The 20,786-nt window shown below is 47.9% G+C and carries 18 protein-coding genes and 2 tRNA genes; 6 read left to right on the plus strand and 14 right to left on the minus strand.

From position 1 onward, the window contains the following. Positions 1-273 precede the first annotated feature (273 nt). The 6 genes from DW800_RS03155 to rho all read right to left on the minus strand — a co-directional run bounded on the left by DW800_RS03155 (position 274) and on the right by rho (position 7,663). Positions 274-347 (minus strand) — tRNA-His (locus DW800_RS03155). 90 nt (positions 348-437) lie between these two features. After that, on the minus strand, positions 438-1,583 hold the full coding sequence (locus DW800_RS03160; protein ID WP_005831561.1) for a CapA family protein: 1,146 nt from the start codon (positions 1,581-1,583) through the stop codon (positions 438-440). A 7-nt stretch (positions 1,584-1,590) separates the two neighbouring features. Beyond that, the gene (gene folD, locus DW800_RS03165) at positions 1,591-2,472 is read right to left on the minus strand and encodes a bifunctional methylenetetrahydrofolate dehydrogenase/methenyltetrahydrofolate cyclohydrolase FolD (RefSeq protein ID WP_117866760.1); all 882 of its coding nucleotides are present in this window, start codon (positions 2,470-2,472) and stop codon (positions 1,591-1,593) included. An 11-nt stretch (positions 2,473-2,483) separates the two neighbouring features. Continuing rightward, the gene (ffh, locus tag DW800_RS03170) at positions 2,484-3,806 is read right to left on the minus strand and encodes a signal recognition particle protein (RefSeq protein ID WP_119957799.1); all 1,323 of its coding nucleotides are present in this window, start codon (positions 3,804-3,806) and stop codon (positions 2,484-2,486) included. A gap of 193 nt (positions 3,807-3,999) precedes the next feature. Next, positions 4,000-5,466, minus strand: a complete 1,467-nt coding sequence (locus DW800_RS03175; protein WP_165859883.1) for a sulfatase — start codon at positions 5,464-5,466, stop codon at positions 4,000-4,002. 133 nt (positions 5,467-5,599) lie between these two features. Next, entirely contained in the window at positions 5,600-7,663 is a 2,064-nt protein-coding gene (rho, locus tag DW800_RS03180; RefSeq protein ID WP_119957801.1) for a transcription termination factor Rho, read from the minus strand. Between the two features lie 292 nt (positions 7,664-7,955). On the opposite strand from rho, the gene DW800_RS03185 reads away from it, so the two are divergent. After that, positions 7,956-8,789 carry a 4Fe-4S binding protein gene (locus tag DW800_RS03185; protein ID WP_057089127.1) on the plus strand — a complete coding sequence of 278 codons (834 nt, stop codon included), beginning with the start codon at positions 7,956-7,958 and terminating at the stop codon, positions 8,787-8,789. 3 nt (positions 8,790-8,792) lie between these two features. On the opposite strand, the gene tilS is transcribed toward DW800_RS03185, so the two are convergent. Beyond that, entirely contained in the window at positions 8,793-10,061 is a 1,269-nt protein-coding gene (tilS, locus tag DW800_RS03190) for a tRNA lysidine(34) synthetase TilS (protein WP_119957834.1), read from the minus strand. A gap of 347 nt (positions 10,062-10,408) precedes the next feature. On the opposite strand from tilS, the gene feoB reads away from it, so the two are divergent. From feoB to DW800_RS03210, 4 genes are all read left to right on the plus strand, one after another. Beyond that, positions 10,409-12,880 (plus strand): ferrous iron transport protein B, encoded by a 2,472-nt coding sequence (feoB, locus tag DW800_RS03195; RefSeq protein ID WP_117866772.1) that lies wholly within the window; start codon positions 10,409-10,411, stop codon positions 12,878-12,880. Continuing rightward, positions 12,877-13,095: a hypothetical protein gene (locus tag DW800_RS19870; protein ID WP_081030723.1), complete on the plus strand. Its 219-nt coding sequence runs from the start codon at positions 12,877-12,879 to the stop codon at positions 13,093-13,095. Before feoB ends, DW800_RS19870 begins: the two co-directional genes overlap by 4 nt. A gap of 68 nt (positions 13,096-13,163) precedes the next feature. Further along, a tRNA-Cys gene (locus tag DW800_RS03205) sits at positions 13,164-13,235 on the plus strand. A gap of 129 nt (positions 13,236-13,364) precedes the next feature. Then, a complete protein-coding gene (locus DW800_RS03210; protein WP_005831535.1) occupies positions 13,365-13,901 on the plus strand; it encodes a TlpA family protein disulfide reductase in 537 nt (178 codons plus the stop codon). A gap of 74 nt (positions 13,902-13,975) precedes the next feature. Here DW800_RS03210 and DW800_RS03215 read toward each other — a convergent pair whose 3' ends face one another. The 7 genes from DW800_RS03215 to DW800_RS03245 form a co-directional block, all read right to left on the minus strand. Continuing rightward, positions 13,976-14,713, minus strand: a complete 738-nt coding sequence (locus DW800_RS03215; RefSeq protein WP_119957802.1) for a class I SAM-dependent methyltransferase — start codon at positions 14,711-14,713, stop codon at positions 13,976-13,978. Beyond that, a complete protein-coding gene (locus tag DW800_RS03220) occupies positions 14,710-14,895 on the minus strand; it encodes a hypothetical protein (protein WP_008664928.1) in 186 nt (61 codons plus the stop codon). Before DW800_RS03220 ends, DW800_RS03215 begins: the two co-directional genes overlap by 4 nt. A gap of 29 nt (positions 14,896-14,924) precedes the next feature. After that, positions 14,925-15,302: a VOC family protein gene (locus tag DW800_RS03225; RefSeq protein ID WP_025834860.1), complete on the minus strand. Its 378-nt coding sequence runs from the start codon at positions 15,300-15,302 to the stop codon at positions 14,925-14,927. A gap of 49 nt (positions 15,303-15,351) precedes the next feature. Beyond that, positions 15,352-16,497: a DUF4468 domain-containing protein gene (locus DW800_RS03230; protein ID WP_044468423.1), complete on the minus strand. Its 1,146-nt coding sequence runs from the start codon at positions 16,495-16,497 to the stop codon at positions 15,352-15,354. Positions 16,498-16,536: 39 nt separating this feature from the next. Further along, a complete protein-coding gene (locus DW800_RS03235; protein WP_061412169.1) occupies positions 16,537-17,271 on the minus strand; it encodes an MBL fold metallo-hydrolase in 735 nt (244 codons plus the stop codon). A gap of 82 nt (positions 17,272-17,353) precedes the next feature. Then, positions 17,354-18,058 (minus strand): pirin family protein, encoded by a 705-nt coding sequence (locus tag DW800_RS03240; RefSeq protein ID WP_117703173.1) that lies wholly within the window; start codon positions 18,056-18,058, stop codon positions 17,354-17,356. Positions 18,059-18,155: 97 nt separating this feature from the next. Further along, positions 18,156-19,157 carry a 2-hydroxyacid dehydrogenase gene (locus tag DW800_RS03245; RefSeq protein WP_087331978.1) on the minus strand — a complete coding sequence of 334 codons (1,002 nt, stop codon included), beginning with the start codon at positions 19,155-19,157 and terminating at the stop codon, positions 18,156-18,158. Between the two features lie 235 nt (positions 19,158-19,392). Here DW800_RS03245 and DW800_RS03250 point away from each other — a divergent pair, with 235 nt between their 5' ends. Then, entirely contained in the window at positions 19,393-20,718 is a 1,326-nt protein-coding gene (locus tag DW800_RS03250; protein ID WP_005831520.1) for an OmpP1/FadL family transporter, read from the plus strand. Positions 20,719-20,786: the final 68 nt, after the last annotated feature.

Genomic DNA, 20,786 nt, shown 5'->3' on the forward strand with positions numbered 1-20,786 from the left:
TGATAAAGTAAGGAAGGAAGTACTATTAAGTGTGATTGATACAGAATGCAAAATATCGGAATAAGTTTCCAGCTATTTTGAACATTTTGAGAAAGTAAACTCTTTTGTACAAGGACTGGTTTAGGTAATTGATTCCTTCCTATGATGTAGGGATACTCTGTGAGGAGTATCCCTACAATTTTTTACATTGATTCCACGTTGCCTCCCTTTGGGGGATTGTTTGGACAATAACAAAAAAAGAGGAATATTCTTTCGAATTTCCTCTTCTTTGCGGGTGGCAGATGGGACTCGAACCCACGACATTCAGAACCACAATCTGACGCTCTAACCAACTGAACTACAGCCACCATGTTAGTGCATTTCTTAAATGCGGTGCAAAGATAGGGATAATCTTTAATATTGCAAAGAATGAGACGAAAATTTTTGAGATTTCTGCATTATTTTTTCTTCTCGTAGATACCTATATTGTGCTGCTGGAGCAGCTTTCGAGAGCTTTTGACAAAGATTTCCAGGTGTTTACGAGCTTCCGGCGTTAAATGTTCTGTAGGAAAACTGGCAGGATAAAGAATGTAATTTTTTTCTTTAGTAAGTTCCGGCCGGCCGGTCCAGACCAGATTATATCCACAATAGGAAACACGACAGTATGGAAAAGGCAGAGGATTGGAGTCTGGCAGGGGCGTCTGACTCTGACCGGTGTAAGAGGGACGGATGGGTTGGGGGAGAGGATGTTTCTCCAACTGCAAAGTGAAGATGAGGCCGCCGTCAGTGTTGGCCTTGCTCATATTGGAAATGAAGTTTCCCAAGGAGTAGACTATGATGTGCTGTTCGGTACCGTTGGTACGTAGTTCCATCGGTTGAATGACGTGAGGGTGTGAACCGATAATATGTGTTACGCCTTGTTGGAGCAACCAGTTGGCCAGTTCGCGTTGCTCACGGTTGGGAAGGGACTGATATTCCTCTCCCCAATGCATGCAGGCAATAATGGCATCCGGTTGGCGTGCCTTGGCACTTTGGATATCTTGCAGGATGGTATTCTTATCAATATAGTTTACGATATTGGGAGAGGTAGCCTTGATACCATTGGTGCCGTAAGTATAGTTGAGTAGGGCAATGCGAAAGCCGTTTCTGTTGATGAACAGGGGATAGCGTTGCCTGCGCTCCGACAGATTCTTGTAGGTGCCTGCGTAACGAATACCGGAGGAGTCAAGCAATTGTATGGTACGCTCCATTCCCTTTTTTCCACGGTCCAGACAGTGGTTGTTGGCTGTCAGTAAAATATCGAATCCGGCGTCCTTTATGGCCTGAAGATATTCATCGGGGGCGCTGAACATAGGATAGCCCCGATAGGGCCTGCCCCCCAATGTGACTTCCAGATTTCCTATGGCGAGGTCTGCCTGGGATATTTGCTCTTTTATGAGGGAGAAGCAGGAGGAGTAGTCATATTTTCCTTCAGATACATGTGCAGCGTCTATTTGTGCCTGGTGCTGCATCAGGTCGCCGACAAATAATAGCGTAATCCTTTCCTGCGAGGAAAGGGTTACGCTATACAGTAGGACAACAATGAAGACGGCGAGCGTTTTCATCGCCTTGTTATTGGTAGATTGCTTTCTTGCCGGCGAGCAATGTATTCTTCATAAGGGAAACGATGGTCATGGGACCTACGCCTCCCGGTACGGGGGTAATGAATGAACATTTGGGAGCTACTTCGTCGAATTTCACATCACCGGTCAACTTGAATCCGGATTTCTTGGAGGTATCGGGCACACGGGTAGTACCTACATCAATAACGACAGCGCCTTCCTTGACCATTTCCGCCTTAACAAAGTTCGGTTGTCCCAACGCAGCAATGATGATGTCCGCTTCCTGGCATTCCTTTACCAGGTCTTTGCTGCGGCTGTGGCATACGGTCACTGTGGCATCGCCGGGATAAGCTTTCTGCATCATCAGGGCAGCCATGGGTTTGCCTACAATGTTGCTGCGTCCCAATACCACGCATTTCTTGCCTGAAGTCTCTATCTGATAGCGCTTCAGCAGTTCGAGGATACCGTTGGGGGTAGCGGATACATAGCAGGGAAGACCAATGGACATCCGTCCCACATTGATGGGATGGAAACCGTCCACATCCTTACGGTAGTCGATGGTTTCAATCACTTTCTGCTCGGAGATATGCTTGGGCAAGGGAAGCTGTACGATGAAACCGTCCACATCCGCATCCTCGTTCAATTCGCGTACCTTGGCGAGCAGTTCCTCTTCAGTAACGTCTGCCTCGTAGCGGATAAGTGAGGACTTGAATCCGCAAACTTCGCATGCCTTTACTTTGGCGGCGACGTAGGTTTCGCTACCTCCATCGTGTCCTACAAGAATGGCGGCCAGATGCGGGCGTTTACCCCCACGAGCCACTATCTCGGCTACTTCTGCTGCAATCTCTTGCTTTACTTGCTCTGAAATTGCTTTTCCATCAATCAGTGTCATAGGCTGTTATCTTATCTTTTAAGTTTCGGCATCATCTTACCCATCTTGCTGCCAGTGACCATCTTCATCATCTTGCGGGTCTGGTCAAACTGTTTCAGCAGGCGGTTTACTTCCTGAATATTCGTACCGCTACCTTTGGCAATGCGCTGGCGGCGTGAACCGTTCAGAATGGCCGGATTGCTGCGTTCTTCCGGAGTCATGGAGTAGATGATGGCTTCAATGCTCTTGAAGGCATTGTCGTCAATGTCTATATCCTTGATGGCTTTACCTACGCCCGGTATCATGGAGGCAAGTTCCTTCAAGTTACCCATTTTCTTGATTTGTGCAATCTGGCTCAGGAAGTCGTTGAAGTCGAACTGGTTCTTGGCAATCTTCTTTTGCAGGCGTTTGGCTTCTTCCTCGTCATATTGTTCCTGCGCACGTTCCACCAAAGATACGATGTCACCCATACCGAGAATACGGTCGGCCATACGTGAGGGATGGAACTGGTCGATGGCATCCAGCTTTTCACCGGTACCTACAAACTTGATGGGCTTGTTTACCACCGAACGGATAGAAAGGGCGGCACCACCGCGGGTATCACCATCCAGTTTGGTCAATACTACACCATTGAAGTCGAGCCGTTCGTTGAATTCCTTAGCGGTATTCACTGCATCCTGACCGGTCATTGAATCCACTACGAACAGAATCTCGTCCGGATTGATGGCCTTCTTGATGGCGGCAATCTCGTTCATCATCTCCTCATCCACTGCCAGACGACCGGCTGTATCGACAATTACAAGGTCGTAACCTTTGGCTTTGGCTTCTTGGATGGCATTTTGGGCAATGGCTACCGGATTTTTGCTGTCCGCTTCCGAGTACATCGGTACGTCAATCTGTTCAGCCAGTACACGCAACTGCTCGATAGCGGCAGGACGGTACACGTCACAAGCCACCAATAACGGCTTTTTGTTCTTCTTGCTCTTCAGCATGCGGGCCAGCTTTCCGGAGAAAGTTGTTTTACCAGAGCCTTGCAAACCGGACATTAGGATAATGGCAGGCTTGGAGTCGAGGTTTATTTCAGAAGTCTCGCCGCCCATGAGCTGGGTCAGTTCATCGTGTACGATTTTTACCATCAGCTGGCTGGGCTTAACGGCTGTCAGCACGTTTTGTCCCAAGGCTTTTTCCTTAACGGTATCGGTGAAGTTTTTGGCTACCTTATAGTTCACGTCGGCATCCAAAAGTGCCTTACGTACGTCTTTCAGGGTTTCCGCAACATTGATTTCGGTGATTTTGCCCTCACCTTTCAAAATTTTAAACGACCTTTCAAGTCTCTCGCTTAAATTATCGAACATAGTATCTAATTACAATTACTAAATTACAAATTACTCTTATTGAGGCGCAAAAGTACAAAAAATCCCTTTAACTGCCTTCTTTTGAAGCAGAATATTATTGAAGACTTGCAGCGGGATGGGCGAAAAGAATGGAAGTGCCGGTCAAGGCACTGATAATCATCTATATTATTCTGTTTTTTTTAGTTCTTTTTGCTTACTTTCTATTGATAATGTCTCTGGCGCAGGGTCCTTCGTGGTTGGGATATCCCGGTGCGTGGCTGCGCCATCTCTTGTCGGCTTCAACTTTCAGGCTTCGGTAGTCGTCCTGTGTGCGGCGGATGTAGTCGTCCAGCAGTGCCCGGTGCTCGGCCAGAATCTTTGAGTATTTGGGGTCATGGGCAAGGTTTCGTCTTTCTCCTTTATCCTTCAGCATATCATACAGTTCTTCCCCGTTGCCTTCCAGATAGTGTGTGTATTTGTATCTGGGACTGCGTATCATCCGTCCCGGGCTGACGGTCACTTCGTATTCACTGTGCCATTCGGAGGCTGCATAGGGGTGCTGCCTCTTTTGCTTCTCGCCTTGCAGAAAAGGGGCAAGGCTGATGCCGGGCTTGGAGGAAGGCACCGGAATGCCTGCCAGTTCACAGAGAGTGGGCAGCAGGTCGATAGTGGGTTGGGTCAGTAAATCTTCCACCGGTTTTTGACGGGGATGAATGCCGGGACCGGCTATGATGAAGGGCACATTTGTCATTTCTTCGTAAAAGCTGACCTGCTTGGTTACCATGCGGTGTGACCCCATTCCGTCTCCGTGGTCTGCCAGTACAATGACAATTGTATTTTTGCCGGCGGGAGTGGAGTAGAGGGCTTCCAGTACACTCTCTATCTGTCTGGCCACTATCCGCGTGTAATGCTGGAAGGCGGCGACGTAGTGCCGGTAATTGTCCTCGTTCCAGTGGGCGGCTTGCATCATCCTCCGGTGGCTGCAGCAGATGTACTGAATGGGCAACGGAAGTTTTTCCCAGTCTTCCACTTCAAAGTTTTCGGGTAGTAGCGGGAGTGGGGTACTGATGGGGCTATCTATGTGCTCCCCTTTATTTTCGCCTACATATCCGCAGATATTGTGCGGGTTTTGGAAATCGGCTATGCAGATGAAAGGTTCTTGCGGTGGATTGCTGAGATAGGCCACGGCATCCTCGCAGGTTCCTACATCCAGAAAGCTGTCATTGTTGACGGGAAATTCGGGGTCGGTGAAGGGCTTGGCAACCGGTTCCTTGTGGCGGAATCCCCTTAGGGAACCCATGTCATGGGTTTTGCCAAAGTGGACGGCCTCATAACCGTTGGCGGTGAAGAGGCTTCCCAGGGTCGGAATGCTGTCGGGCAGCGGAGGATTGATGTGTTCGGCCGAGTTGGAACGTACATTGGTTTGATGCGGCATCAGTCCGCTCCATAAGGCAGCGCGTGACGGTTGGCTGAGGGGGCATCCCACGTATGCGTTGGCAAATGTTACACCTTGGGAGGCAATTCGGTCTATAGGTGGAGTGCAGCTGGGGTCGGCACCGTATGCGCCTACTACCCGCTGGGTCAGATGGTCGCATTGGATAATAAGAAAATTGGGCGATTGCTGTGCCATTACCGGAAAGCTGCACAATGCCATTCCCATAAAAGAGTGAATCGTTTTCATCAGATTTGGATTTTATTTGTTCAAGGTTATTGTATGGTGGCAAATGTATGAAAAAACGGATATAAAAAAAGCTTCCACCTACGTTTATGAACGTAAATGGAAGCTTTTGTACAATATCTGTATGCAGTTGTTGTTAACTGTTCATGCTCATCAGGAATTCGTCGTTGTCTTTGGTCTTCTCCAGACGGTCTTTTACGAAGTCCATGGCTTCTATCGGATTCATGTCGGCAAGGTACTTGCGGAGAATCCACATGCGGTCCAGTGTCTGCTTGTCTTGCAGCAGGTCGTCGCGGCGGGTGCTGGAGGCAACGATATTGACAGCCGGGAAGATACGCTTGTTGGACAAGTTGCGGTCGAGCTGCAACTCCATATTACCCGTACCCTTGAATTCTTCGAAGATAACCTCGTCCATCTTTGAGCCAGTGTCAATCAAGGCAGTGGCAAGGATGGTCAGTGAACCGCCGCCCTCGATGTTACGTGCTGCACCGAAGAAGCGTTTGGGCTTATGTAATGCGTTGGCATCCACACCACCGGAAAGCACTTTGCCGGAAGCCGGGGATACGGTGTTGTAGGCACGTGCCAGGCGGGTGATGGAGTCGAGGAAGATGACAACATCGTGTCCGCATTCCACCATGCGTTTTGCTTTTTCAAGGACGATGCCGGCAATCTTCACGTGGCGTTCTGCCGGTTCGTCGAAGGTAGAGGCGATTACTTCCGCATTGACGGTACGCGCCATGTCGGTAACTTCCTCCGGGCGTTCGTCGATGAGCAGCATAATCATGTAGACTTCCGGATGATTGGCGGCAATGGCGTTGGCTATGTCTTTCATCAAGATGGTCTTACCGGTTTTGGGCTGTGCCACAATCAAGGCACGCTGACCTTTGCCGATGGGGGCAAACAAGTCTACGACACGGGCCGACATAGAGTCGGAGTATCCGCCTTTGCAAAGCTTGAACTTCTCGTCCGGGAAGAGGGGGGTGAGGTGCTCGAACGGTACGCGGTCGCGTACGAAAGCCGGGTCACGTCCGTTTATTTTGGATACTTTTACCAGCGGGAAGTACTTTTCGCCTTCTTTCGGGGGACGGATTACGCCTTCTACCACATCACCGGTTTTCAGGCCGAACAATTTGATTTGTGATTGTGATACGTAAATATCGTCCGGTGAGGACAAATAGTTGTAATCGGAGGAACGGAGGAAGCCGTAGCCATCCTGCATGATTTCCAGTACACCGGTTCCGGTGAGGATGTCATCGAATTCGTACGTCTTCTCGCGTTCTATTACGGGTTTGCGTTCCGGAGCGGCGGGATAGTTCTCTCCGTTGTTATACGGTTGTGCAGGGCGCTGCTGCACGGGGCGCTGTTGGTTATAGCCACCGGTACGGTTATTATTGTTGTTATTATTATATGGGTTGTTGTTGTCACGGGGACGGAGGCGTGGGCGTTGTGGCTGTTGCGGTTGCAGTTCGGCAGGGGCAACGGCAGGAGTGGGAGTTGCGGGAGTTTCTGCTTTGGTCGCTTCGAATTTGCCGATAAGTTCGGATGGCAATTCTATTTTTTCCGTAGGGAGGTCTTCAATGGGGATGAAGTCATCTGCCGCTTCGGCCAGGATAGGGCTTTCGTCCGGTACGATATTCTTCACGGCTTTTTTAGCTTCCACTTTTTTAGCTTCCGCTTGGGGTTCCGTTTTCGGAGCTTTAGCCTCGAAGTTCAATTCCGGTTCGGCAACCTTCGGGGTTTCCGTTGCTTGGGGTGCGGCAGTCTCTTCCTTTACCTTGCGGGGGCGTCCCGGTTTGCGTTTGGGTACGGCGGCTTCTTTGGCTGGCGCCGGCGTTGCAGCTTCTATGGTCGGTTCTTGGGGTGCTTCCACAGTTTTGGGTTGTTCTTTCGCAGCCGGTGCTTCCTCTGTTTTGGCTTTGGTGAGGTCTCCGTTTTTATTGGCTGAGAACACTTTGTCGGCACCTTCCTTTTTTACGGTCTTTACAGTGACGCGCGAGCGTTTTTGCTTTTCCCCTTTACGCTCTTCCTTCAGCTTGTCGGCGGCAACTTTCTTGGTAGCGCCTGCGATAGCTTGTTCGTCAAGTATCTTGTAAACAAGTTCTTCTTTTTTGAGTGAGTCTGTTTTTTTTATACCCAGTTCTTGGGCAATAGTTTGTAGTTCCGACAAATTTTTGTCGTTCAGTTGAATGATGTTATACATACAGTATATATGTGAATGGTTTAAAATTTACTTTTATTGAAAGGCATAAGTGCACAGTTGCAGTTGTTGTAGGAAGCAACTTGGGCAAGTTTACCTTGTGATATATGATTTATATGGGATATTTATTATTGAACCGGAAATCTGATAAACAATTCTCGCCACAGCAAGAAGTCGCAGAATGTTTCAACGGTGCAAAGGTAATAAATATTTTTGGTTTCATAAACAAATCATCTTTTTTTTAAATTTAAAACTTTATCTTTGCTGTATTAACAACAACATGAAGGATTGGTTTATGAATATAGATGAAGTACAGTTGATAACTTTTTCACCTACTTGTACCTCTAAACAAGTGGGAGAGGCAATTGTTCACGGAACGGGAATTTCGTCTGTCTCCAAAGTGGACCTCACCTTGGAGGCGGCGGGTAAAAGGGAGGTGCCTTCCCATGCTTTGGCGGTCATCACGGTGCCCGTATATGGCGGTCATGTGGCTCCTTTGGCATTGGAGAGAATGAAGAAGCTTCATGCTGACGGTGCACCTGCCGTGGTTGTGGTGGTTTACGGCAACCGGGCCTATGAGAAGGCTTTGGTGGAATTGGATGCTTTTGTCACGAAGTTGGGCTTCAAGGTAATTGCAGGCGCCACGTTTGTAGGCGAGCATTCTTATAGCAGTGAGAAATATCCGGTGGCGGCCGGACGTCCGGATGCGGACGACTTGGAGTATGCAAAGCTTTTTGGTGAAAAGATACGTGCTAAAATAGCAGCGGCCGAAGATATGGAGAAACTGTATGGGGTGGATGTGACCCGTATCCAGCGTCCGCGCCAGCCTTTCTTCCCGTTGCTCCGCTTTTTGCGCAGAGTCGTCAAGTTGCGTAAGAGTGGGGTGCCTATGCCCCGCACTCCGCAAGTAGATGCGGAACGTTGTACGCATTGCGGATATTGCGTGAAGCATTGTCCTGCAGGAGCCATTATAAAAGGAGACGAGTGCAATACGGTTGCAGAGAAATGCATCAAATGTTGTGCTTGTGTGAAAGGCTGTCCGCAGAAGGCGCGCACGTATGACACGCCGTTTGCCGTATTGCTTTCCGATTGCTTCAAGAAACAGAAGGAGGACAGAATCATTCTGTGATGGCTACTGGTCGATGGTTGATACGACCAACACTTTCCGGGTTTTTTCGTCTATTCTGAAACGGTTGTCCACCCGTTCTCCCACCAGCCAGATGATGTCATCTCCGCAGCAAAGCACCCATTGCCGTTCTTTGCGCAGAAGGGAGAACTTGCGGTCGGTCAGGTAGTCGCTTACCTTCTTCCGGCCTTTCATGCCGAAGGGCACGAAGCTGTCTCCCTGCCTGCAAAGGCGCAGTGATAGGGGATGCTGGAGTTTGTCGGCATCAAAGCAGGCGGTAGCTTTGTCGCGTGGAATCATGAAATCCGGTGCATAGGGATGCTCTTTCATTTCCAATAACGGCTTTACGGCTTCCTGTACGGGTTCTATCAACAACGAGCCGCGGTCTTTGATGACACGCCAGCCGGGGGTGGCAAAGACTTTGCCGGGCTGTCCGTCCAATGTCCGGCAGATGTCCCTTACTTGTGCGGCGTTGAACCCGAGCGGATGCAGGATCTCAAATAAGACCGTTTCCGATGCCGCTTCTTGCTTCAGGGCGTTGATACTTATGCCTTCCGATGTCTTGACCCGCAGTTTGGCTTCTTCTATACCTATATTATATATAGAGGCCGCATCGTCCAGATGCTCTGCCGTTTTGAGGATGCTTTCCTTGACGGAGGGGTTTATCTCCTGCATCATGGGAAGCAGGTTCAAGCGTATTTTGTTGCGGGTATATTCGTCCTGCAGATTGGTGCTGTCCGTCACGTAGGATTGCCCGATACTTTCCAGATAACCGGTGATTTCCTTTCTGTCCAGGCAGAGCAAGGGGCGGACTATATGTCCGTTTCGGGGGCGTATGCCCCGCAACCCGTTGATGCCGGTACCGCGAATTAGATTGAGCAGCAATGTCTCCACACTGTCATCCTGATGGTGGGCGACGGCAATGACGGCTGCACTGCATGCTTCCCTTGTTTTTTCGAACCACGCGTAGCGCAATTCCCTTGCAGCCATTTCGATGGAGATATGCCGTTCCTTTGCTTCCTGCTCCGTGTTGAAGTGGACGGTGTGCAGCGTCACCCGGTGCTCCAGGCAGAGTTGGCGTACAAAGTGCTCGTCGCGGTCGGATTCCGCTCCGCGCAGATGGAAGTTGCAATGGGCGGCTTCGCATGTGTATCCCAGGCTGAGGAGCAGGCGCAGCAACGCCACGGAGTCCGCCCCGCCGCTCAGTGCCACAAGTATCTTGTCGTCCGGCGAGAAGAGCTTGTGGCGCTCGATGTATTGTACTACCTTCTGCATATTCAACTTATAGAGTGGTGCAAAGATAGTGCAAACGATTTTTATTGCCATATCTGCAAGTATCTATTTTCAGAATCTTTATCGGCTAAGGTCGTATTTGCTAAAAGCTAATCTTACTACAGTTGTGTTTTATGCATACCACAGCTTTGTTCTTTTCTTACCACAGCTGTGGTAAGAAAAGAACAAAGCTGTGGTAAAATTACGATTTAGTATCTCTGGATATAATGTTCTGCCTTCTGGGAATTATTGTTTAGTGTCTCTTATTTAAAAACATTCTAAATTATTTGTACCTTGTAGCCATAAGTGTTATCTTTGCCCCCAAAATAGAAAAGAAAGGCAGAAAGACTATGCGTTTGTCCGAATTGAATACCGGTGAAAAAGGTGTAATCGTAAAAGTGCTGGGACACGGCGGTTTCCGCAAACGGATTGTGGAAATGGGATTTATTAAAGGTAAAACAGTGGAGGTCTTGCTGAATGCTCCGTTACGTGACCCTATCAAATACAAAGTAATGGGATATGAGATTTCTCTTCGTCGGCAGGAGGCTGAGATGATAGAGATTATCAGTGAGCAGGAAGCCAAGGAGCAGGCTGTGCAACCCGATTACCACGAGGGGCTGGGCGAAAACATGCATCTGGGCGAAGATGAGCTGAAGCAACTGGCCCTCGGCAAACGCCGCACTATAAATGTGGCTTTGGTGGGAAATCCCAACTGTGGTAAAACTTCTCTTTTCAACATCGCTTCCGGCTCGCACGAGCATGTGGGCAATTACAGTGGCGTTACGGTAGATGCCAAGGAGGGGTATTTTGACTTCCAGGGCTATCACTTCCGTATTGTCGACCTTCCCGGAACCTATTCCCTCTCGGCCTACTCCCCTGAAGAAATCTATGTTCGTCGGCACATCATCAATGAAACGCCGGATATCATTATCAATGTTGTGGACTCTTCCAATCTGGAACGCAATCTTTATCTCACCACCCAGCTGATTGACATGAACGTGCGCATGGTGATTGCACTGAACATGTACGATGAGCTGGAAGCCAGTGGAAACACGCTGGATTATGTAAAGCTCAGCCAGTTGTTCGGAGTCCCGATGTTGCCTACGGTCAGCCGTAGCGGGAAGGGCATCGAACAGCTGTTTCATGTGATTATCAATATTTACGAAGGGTGCGATTTCCTCGACCATAAAGGAAGGATACGCAGCGAGATATTGAATGACCTTCGCAGCTGGCATCAGGAGTATGTTCCCGACCATGATTTCGGCAGCCATAAAGAAGAGGTGGAACAGCCGCGCGGCTTTTTCCGCCATATCCACATCAATCACGGTCCAGAGTTGGAGCGTAGCATTGAGGAGGTGAAGCGCGTCATCAGCGTCAATGAGAACATTCGTCACAAATATTCCACGCGTTTCCTTGCCATCAAGCTGCTGGAGAACGACGAAGACTTGAAAAAGATTGTGGAGGAGCTGCCTAACGGAAAGGAAATTCTTGCCGTCCGCGACCGGGAAGAGGCACGGATTGCCGAGGTGGTGAACGAGGAGAGCGAGCAGGCCATCACCGATGCCAAGTATGGTTTCATAGCCGGTGCCCTGCGCGAGACCTATGTGGACAATCATCAGGATACGTCGCGGACCACTCAAATCATAGACTCAATCGTTACCCACCGCGTATGGGGCTATCCCATTTTTTTCCTTTTCCTTTATCTGATGTTCGAAGGCACCTTTGTGCTGGGCGACTATCCTATGCAGGGGATTGAATGGCTGGTAGGCGAATTGGGCGACCTGATACGCGACAACATGTCCGAAGGACCGCTGAAGGACCTTCTGGTGGATGGTATTGTCGGTGGTGTGGGAGGCGTCATTGTATTCCTGCCGAATATTCTGTTGCTCTATTTCTTCATTTCCTTGATGGAGGACTCGGGCTATATGGCGCGTGCCGCTTTCATCATGGATAAGATTATGCATAAGATGGGTTTGCATGGAAAGTCCTTCATTCCGCTGATTATGGGCTTTGGGTGTAATGTGCCCGCCATCATGGCTTCGCGTACCATAGAGAACCGCAAGAGCCGTCTGGTGACGATGCTCATCAATCCGCTGATGTCGTGCAGCGCCCGTCTACCCATCTATTTATTGCTGGTAGGCGCCTTCTTCCCGAACAATGCGAGCTTTGTGCTGTTAGTAATCTATGCCATCGGCATTCTGTTGGCAGTGGTCATGGCACGTCTTTTCTGCCGCTTCCTGGTGAAAGGAGACGATACGCCGTTTGTCATGGAGCTGCCGCCTTATCGTATGCCGACGTCCAAGGCCATCTTCCGCCATACGTGGGAGAAGGGGGCGCAGTATCTCCGCAAGATGGGAGGCATCATTATGGTGGCATCCATCGTTATCTGGGCATTGGGATATTATCCCAACCACGATGAATATGAAAGTGTGACGGAACAGCAGGAGAATTCCTACATCGGCCGGATTGGTAAAGCCATGGAACCGGTCATCGAACCGTTGGGATTCGACTGGAAGCTGGGCATCGGCATCCTTTCCGGCGTGGGCGCCAAGGAGCTGGTGGTAAGCACGCTCGGAGTGCTTTATGCCGACGATGCCGAGGCAGATGCCGTAAGCTTGGGTGAACGCATTCCGATAACGCCCCTGGTGGCTTTCGGTTACATGGTGTTTGTGCTGATTTATTTTCCGTGCATCGCCACGTTGGCAGCCATTAAAGGGGAGTCGGGCAGTTGGAAGTGGGCCGTGTTTGCGGGGCTTTATACTACTGCGCTGGCCTGGCTGATGTCTTTTGCAATTTATCAGATAGGAGGTCTGTTTTTATGATGAATAGTTGGCAGGAGTGGGTAGTAGCCTTATTGTTGTTGTTCTGCGCTGTGCGGATTGGCATGAGTATTTATTCTTTTTTTCATAGGGTCAAAGAAAATGATAATCCGTGTGATAGCTGTGCAAGTGGCTGTGAACTAAAGAATTTGTATGATAAGAAGCGTGCAGAGTGTAGTGGAGTGACGAAAAAAAAGAAGAAAAGTTGTTGCGGATAGTTGGTAGTTTCAAAAAAAGTGCTACCTTTGCATCCGCAAACAAGAAATAAAGAGTTCTTGTAAGAACCGGTACCTTGGATGAGTGGCTTAGTCAGCGGTCTGCAAAACCGTGTACGGCAGTTCGAATCTGCCAGGTACCTCGAAGAATAAAACTCCGAAACTGCTTTTTAAAAGTGTTTCGGAGTTTTTTGTTATAGGGAATTGTTTGCCCATTCTATAAAATATCATTCGCTGAATAGTTACAGCTTACTTATTAAAGATTGAATAAAATGAAAAAAGTTGGATTTCTGATTTTCTGTCTGTTTGCTATGTGCAGCATGGCAGGCAAGGCGCAGGATGTAGTGGCGGACAGTACCGGCTACATCGTTAAGGTAGGGGAGATGGCTCCAGATTTTACAGTGAAGCTGACGGATGGGAAAAGCATTACCCTTTCGGGACTTCGTGGGAAGGTGGTCATGTTGCAGTTTACCGCAAGCTGGTGTGGAGTGTGCCGTAAGGAGATGCCTTTCATTGAGAAGGATATATGGCTGAAGCATAAGTCGAATCCGGATTTTATGCTGATTGGCATCGACCGTGACGAGCCGTTGGAGAAAGTGATTGCTTTTGGTAAGTCAACCGGAGTGACCTATCCTTTGGGTCTGGACCCGGGAGCGGATATATTTGCGAAGTATGCGCTCCGCAAGGCAGGTATCACACGCAATGTCCTGATTGATAAGGAAGGGCGTATTGTGAAGCTGACACGTCTGTATAACCCTGAAGAATTTGCTTCTCTGGTGAAGGAGATTGACGGAATGCTTTCTGAATAGTAGGAATAGGCAAGATATAAAAAAGGAAGTGCCCCCTAAAAGTTTTTGTCTAACTTTTAGGGGGCACTTCACTTTTATGCTTGTCGGGATAGTTTGGCAAGATAGTCATAATGTGTACCCTCTTTCACCAGCTCTGCTTTGAAGCCATTTTCTGCGGCATAGAAGCTCAAGGTTTGGAAGTCGATGTAGAGCCAGTCAAAGGAGTCGCCTTTGACATTCTTGTATTGCATCTGGAAGTCTACCTCTCCGTAGTAATCACCGGCAAGGTCGATAACAATACTGCCATCTTCCTCTTCGAACAGATAGCTCAGGTTGCTGGAATCCATTAAAACGCAGCCTCCAGGCCGGAGCAGCAGCTTCATCTTCCGGAAAAAATCAGGCAGATTCTCCAACTTTCCGATAATGCCGGAACCGTTCATCAGCATCAGGATAGTGTCGTATTCATCGGCAAACTGTTCATTGAACAGATTGGTTTGTGATACGCTACGCACACCTCGCTGCTTCATCACCTCCACGGAAAGCGGGGAAATGTCGATGGCATGGACCTCTTTTCCGGCTTCTTGCAGGGTAAGGCTATGGCAACCGCTACCGGCACCCACATCCAGAATCTTTCCGGTCGCCATTTGCAGAGCAGTACGCTCCAGCAAGGGCATTTGCTTTTCTGTGCGGAATAGCTCTTCGACGGGAATTTCGTCCTCATCGAATTGTGAAGAGAACACGCGTAGGCGGTCGGCTTTATGCCGTTTGAAGTAATCGGCTATGGCTGTGCCCATCGGGTCCTTGTCGGCAGGCAATAAGGCTGTATTTATCATTTCTTATGTCTGTTAGCGCGTTTGCGGCGGATTTCTGCTTTCATTTTGGCTGAGGCGGAACCGTGTTGCCCGGTAATGTAGGTTTTCTTCTTGGCTTTGGTCTTTATCTTGTTTTCTTCTTTAGGTTTGTCCTTTTTGCCTTTGAAGACAATACCACCCATCATCGCTTCTTCTATACTCATATATTTCGTTGTTTTAATAAAGTAGAATATCATTTCTCCGGCAGTACCTCAATCCAATAGTCATCCGGGTCATTGATAAAGTACAGTCCCATTGCTGTGTTTTCGAAGCATACCCATCCGTTTTCCTTATGGTATTGGCGTATGGCGTCGTAATCGCCGGATACGCGGAAGCAGAGGTGACTCTCGTTCTCTCCTAATTCGTAGGCTTGTGGGTGCTCCTTCAAGCAGGTCAGTTCCAGCAGGAAGCCGGTACTGCCGTCGGTCAGATAGACCAGAGTGAAAGAGCCGTCGGACGACTCTTTCCTATGATGTTCTTTCAGGCCCAGTGCCTTTTCGTAGAATGCGATGCTACGTTCCAGGTTGGTGACATTGATATTAAAATGGTCGAATTTACTTTTTATTTCCATTTGTTTATTTCTGATTTGATTATTTACAATTTGCAGTCTGCGTGTGCGGTCATTTGACCATTGCTTTCAGAATTTCGCCTACATACGTGCGTGGCATACCTTCCATCGTTGCCGGTGAAGGCAGTTTCTTACATTCCAGAATGACCGTAGGCTCTGTCTGTCCCGTAGGATAGAAACGGATGGTATAGCTTTCTGCTTTTTCCATTTGTTCATACGGCTGGTCGGGCGACAGTATGCTGAATACAACTGGTTTGCCGTTGACTTTGCCCAAAGAACCTCCGGAGTTTGCTGTCATCATGGTCATGTTGAAAGGCTCTTGGCCGATGACGATAACCAATTTGCCTGCTCCGGTCTGGATGGCATCGGCTGACAATTGCTCGGGGGCTATGGTCTTGTATTCTTGCTGCTGGCTCTTTTGGGCAGGAACCAGTGCGGCAGGTTTCTTGACTTGGGGCACTTCGATGACTTGGGCATCTTTCACGATGCCTTCGGATGCCTTTTCAGCAGCCTGGGCAGGTTCCACGGTAACTTGTTTCTTCGGGGTGATTACCGTCGGACCGGAATTGACGACAGCCTTCACCTCTTTCTTTTCTTCCTTCTTTTCTTCTACCGGAGCTTTGGCAGTGGTGGCGCTCAATGCTTCTGCTGCTCCCAGGCAAAGGTCATCAACGAAGTCTACGGTTTTTCTGCGCCACTTGGCAAGTCCGCGTACCAGTTTGGTCTTCGCCTTGTTCAAGGCATACTTGTCTACAATCCACTCCTCGGCGGTATATTTTTCTTTTCCTTCGCGGTAGTTAAACCGTATCTTTTCTACTTCGAGCACGCTCTTTTCGGGTTGGCAGGTCACAGTCAGCTGGTAAAGGATTTTGGTACGGTCTAATGACAGAGCCGTAGAACTGAATACAATCCATTCATCCCCGATACCTACAATCTGTCCTTTCTCTTTGTCTGAGAATACTACACGGCTGGTATTTTCATTCTCTTTCAGACGGGCATCCATCCAGCCGAGCAGACGTTCGTAGATTTCATCCTGAGACATGCCGGGGATGCTGAATTCTTTGGTGAATACCACTTTGCCGTCCACCTCGGGAACAGCACCGGCCAGATATTTACTGTCGTCCTTATCCTGCGCCTGCAGCATGGCCGGCAAACAAAGGCAAAACAGTGTAAAAAGAAGTTGTGTCAAATTTTTCATAATAGTATGTGTTTTAATTATTAATTTACGAATTATGGGCTACAAGTTGGGGAGTTCGAAACTTTCACCACGGTGTGCAATGCTCAGAAAGCGGCATCCCTTGCTCTCGGCAAACTGCCGGAAGGCGTTGCCTCCCTGATAATCTTCGCTGAAGTGCATCGGTACAAATATAGTGATTTTTATTCGTTCCACGAATTGTTCTGCTCCACGCATATAATCTTTTCCGATACGGCTGTCCACCGGAAACATGGCTACATCTACGGCAGGTGCAGTTTGCTGCAGCTCTCTCACTTCGGCCAGAAAGTCACCTTCGGCCTTGCGTATTTCCTGCGGAGTAGATTCCTCGCTCCAGTGCCAGTTGTTCAGGTCACCGGCATGGAACAGCCGTCTGCCCTGCAGGTTTATCAGGAAGGAGATACCCACATCGGTAGAACCGAAGGCCTGGATACGGATATGTTCGTCTTCGTAGGTGTCGCCCTTATTGATGTAGGTGGCATCTTCCGCTGAGGCGCGGCGGTGCTTCAGGATGTCTTTGGAGAATATGTAGCGGATGTCGGGCCGCAGTTTTTTCCATGAAAGAACTTCGCGATTGAAGTGGTCGGGATGGAAATGCGAGCATAGTACGTAGAGTACGCCCGGCTTTTCCAAGAGATAGTCGTGCACGATACCTTTATTGAAAACCTCTTCCGAGGAATCTTTATAGTAATCGATAATGACCGTCACTCCGTCCGCTTCAATCGCGAAGCCGCTATGGTAGATGTAATCAAGTTTCATTTACGGATTGAATTATAGCGCAATATTACAAAAAACGCTACACAAACTTCCGGTTTAAGCTGTTATTTTATGCAAAAGCACGCTACATCGGTACTTCTATGAAGAGAATGTGAGAGTCTTTCAATGTTTCCAGCTCAAAACTGCCGGTTTCGTATACTCCCATTCCGTCACGGCGTGAGAGTATTGTGCCGTCCACTTTGACTTCACCTTCCATTACGAAGATGTATACACCGGAATGCGATTGGTGCATGTGGTAGTCAATCTTCTTTCCGGCTTCTATTTCACCGATAGAGAACCAGGTCTGTTGTAGCAGTCTGGCAGGAGCATCGCCGTCAGGGGATACTATTAGTGCCATTTCATTTTTGCGCAGGAGTGGACGTACGTCGAAGTCCTGGTATGCGGGTGGTGTGTTCAGCTTTTCGGGCATCACCCAGATTTGCAGGAATTCTACCGCTTCAGTGTCACTGCCGTTCATTTCGCTGTGGTAGATGCCGGTGCCGGCGCTCATGGTTTGTATATCTCCCGGAGTGATGACGCGGCTGTTCTGATGACTGTCCCCATGTTTCAGTTTCCCTTTCAGGGGAATGGAGATGATTTCCATATTTTTATGAGGATGTGTGCCGAAGCCCTTTCCCGGAGCCACACGGTCGTCGTTCAGTACACGCAAGGCGCCGAAATTCATCCGGCGGGGATTGTAATACTCGTCAAAACTGAAGGTGTGGTGGCTGTCAAGCCAATCATATAGGGAATGACCTCTGCTGTCTGATTTATCTATAACTTTTTTCATAATTTATTCCTTTTCTTAAAATGGTTTATGTACTAGTAACGCTTTGGAAAGCTATAAAGTTTAAAAACTGATGTCTAATAATTTATAAATGAGTGGACTATGCCCTGACCTCGTTCTCCAGTGGCTTATGGTTCATGAAGTCTTTGATGTTCTGCAACGTTGTCGAAGCAATGTTTGCCAGTGCCTCGCGTGTGAAAAAGGCCTGGTGCGAAGTGACGATGACATTATTGAAGGACAGTAGCCGCGCCAGGGTATCGTCATCAATGATTTTGTCCGATTGGTCTTCATAGAAATATTCGCTTTCCTCTTCGTACACATCCAGGCCGGCAGAGCCGATTTTCTTGTTTTTCAGTCCTTCAATCAGGGCGTTGGTATGGATGAGTTGTCCACGTCCGGTATTGATAATCATTACTCCGTCCTTCATTTTACTGATGGAATAGTCGTTGATGAGATATTTGGTCTGCTCAGTCAGCGGGCAGTGCAGGGAGATGATATCCGAATTGTGATAAAGCTCATCCAGGCTGGTATATACCACTTGGTGTTCACGGGCAAAATTATAGTCGGGATAGAGGTCGTAGGCAAGGATATTCATGCCGAATCCGCGCAGGATACATATCAGTTTCTTGGCAATTTTTCCCGTACCGATGATGCCTGCTGTCTTTCCGTACATGTCGAAGCCCAGAAGCCCGTGCAGCGAGAAATTTCCGTCCCGTGTCCGCCAGGTGGCTCGTGGGATTTTACGGTTGAGGGATAACATTAGGGCAACGGTATACTCTGCCACGGCATAAGGGGAATAGGCGGGGACGCGCACTACGGTAATGCCACAGTCGGCAGCCGCTTTCAAATCTACATTGTTGTAGCCGGCGCAGCGCAACGCCAATAATTTCACACCATTGTCCGCCATCAGACGGATAACTTCGGTATCGGCCGTGTCGTTCACGAAAATACAGACTGCATCTACTCCTTGGGTTAAAATAACGTTGTGCTTGTTAAGATGCCCTTTATAGTAGCGGAGCTCAAAACCATATTCCTTGTTTTTTTCGTTGAAAGACGCTTCATCATAAGGTTTGCTGCCAAAAAATGCGATAGTGTATGCCATGGGATTTGTTGTTTTTTAAAATGTTACATAATTATAGGGAGATAACAAGTGGAAAGTTGATATGGTTCAGTGGCCGGAAGGATTCATAAAATGATAATTATTTCTATTTGTTTCATCAGAAACTATTTGGTATTTCAATTAAAGTTCTATATTAGGATAACTTTATGCACAAAATTCTTTTTCATGTGCAATATTATTGTACCTTTGCGCCCGAAAACAATTAAAAAAGATTTAGATGAGAAAATTTTCGTTGATTGGCATTGCGATGTTAATCGTTTCAATTCCAACTTTTGCGGGTGGTATCCTAACAAATACAAATCAGCATGTATCTTTTCTTAGAATGTTAGCGCGTGGTGCTTCCATTGATATTGACGGTGTCTATTCTAATCCGGCCGGTTTGGCCTTCTTGCCGGAAGATGGTCTCTATTTGTCTTTGAATGGACAAAGTGCTTATCAGACTCGTAACATAAAGGCGACATTTCCCTTGTTTATTGAAGATGGGAATACACGTTATTATAAAGGAAAAGCTTCTGCTCCTTTCATTCCTAGTTTTCAAGGTGCATATAAAAAAGGAGACTGGACTATTTCTGGTAGCTTTGCTGTTGTAGGTGGTGGTGGTAAGGCATCGTTTGATGATGGTTTGGGTATGTTCGATTCAATGGTGATGGGACAAGTCCATACTATTTCGGGTGGTCAAATCACTCCCAATATGTATTCTATCAATAGTGCAATGGATGGAAGCCAGTTTATTTATGGTGTGCAATTGGGGTTGTCGTATCAAGTTAATGATTGGTTAGGTGTGTTTGCCGGTGGACGTATGAATTATTTTACCGGTGGGTATGAAGGATTTCTGACTGCAACAGCACACAGTAATATTCCTACTTATGGTGGCATGGAATTGGTTGGTATCGATTTAGACTGCGACCAGACCGGCTGGGGATTGACCCCTATCTTGGGAGCTGATGTGAAGTTGGGCAAATGGAATATTGGGTTGAAGTACGAGTTTATGACAAGTCTTAATCTCGAAAATAAAACCAAAAAAGCTGAAGTGCGTGCAATGGGAACTGCTATGGGAGATGAAGGGAATCCTTTGGCTGACTATAAGGATGGTGTGAATACTCCGAGTGATATCCCTGCATTATTGACTGCAGCTGTTGGTTATGAATTCCTTCCTACGCTTCGTGCAACGCTGGAATATCACCATTTTTTTGATAAAGCGGCAGGGATGGCCAATGATAAGCAGAAAGCGTTGAAGCATGGCACACATGAAATTTTGATTGGTGCAGAATGGGATATAGCTAAACAGCTGACCATCAGTGGTGGTTATCAGCGTACAGATTATGGCTTGGCTGATGATTTTCAGAGTGATATAAGTTTTTCATGTGACTCTTATTCACTGGGGTTTGGTGCTGCCATCAAAATGACAAAGCATTTGACTATGAATATAGCCTATTTTTGGACAAACTATGATGATTATACAAAGAAGATAAGTGAAACCACCAAGAATGTTTATAGCCGTACTAATAAAGTGTTTGGTCTTGGTGTTGACTATAAGTTCTGATTTCACAATCCTACCTTTATATATTAAGAAGCCGTCTCAAATATCGATTTGAGGCGGCTTCTTTCTTA

It is taken from the genome of Bacteroides sp. AM32-11AC, from assembly GCF_003603515.1.
GTDB lineage: Bacteria > Bacteroidota > Bacteroidia > Bacteroidales > Bacteroidaceae > Bacteroides > Bacteroides uniformis.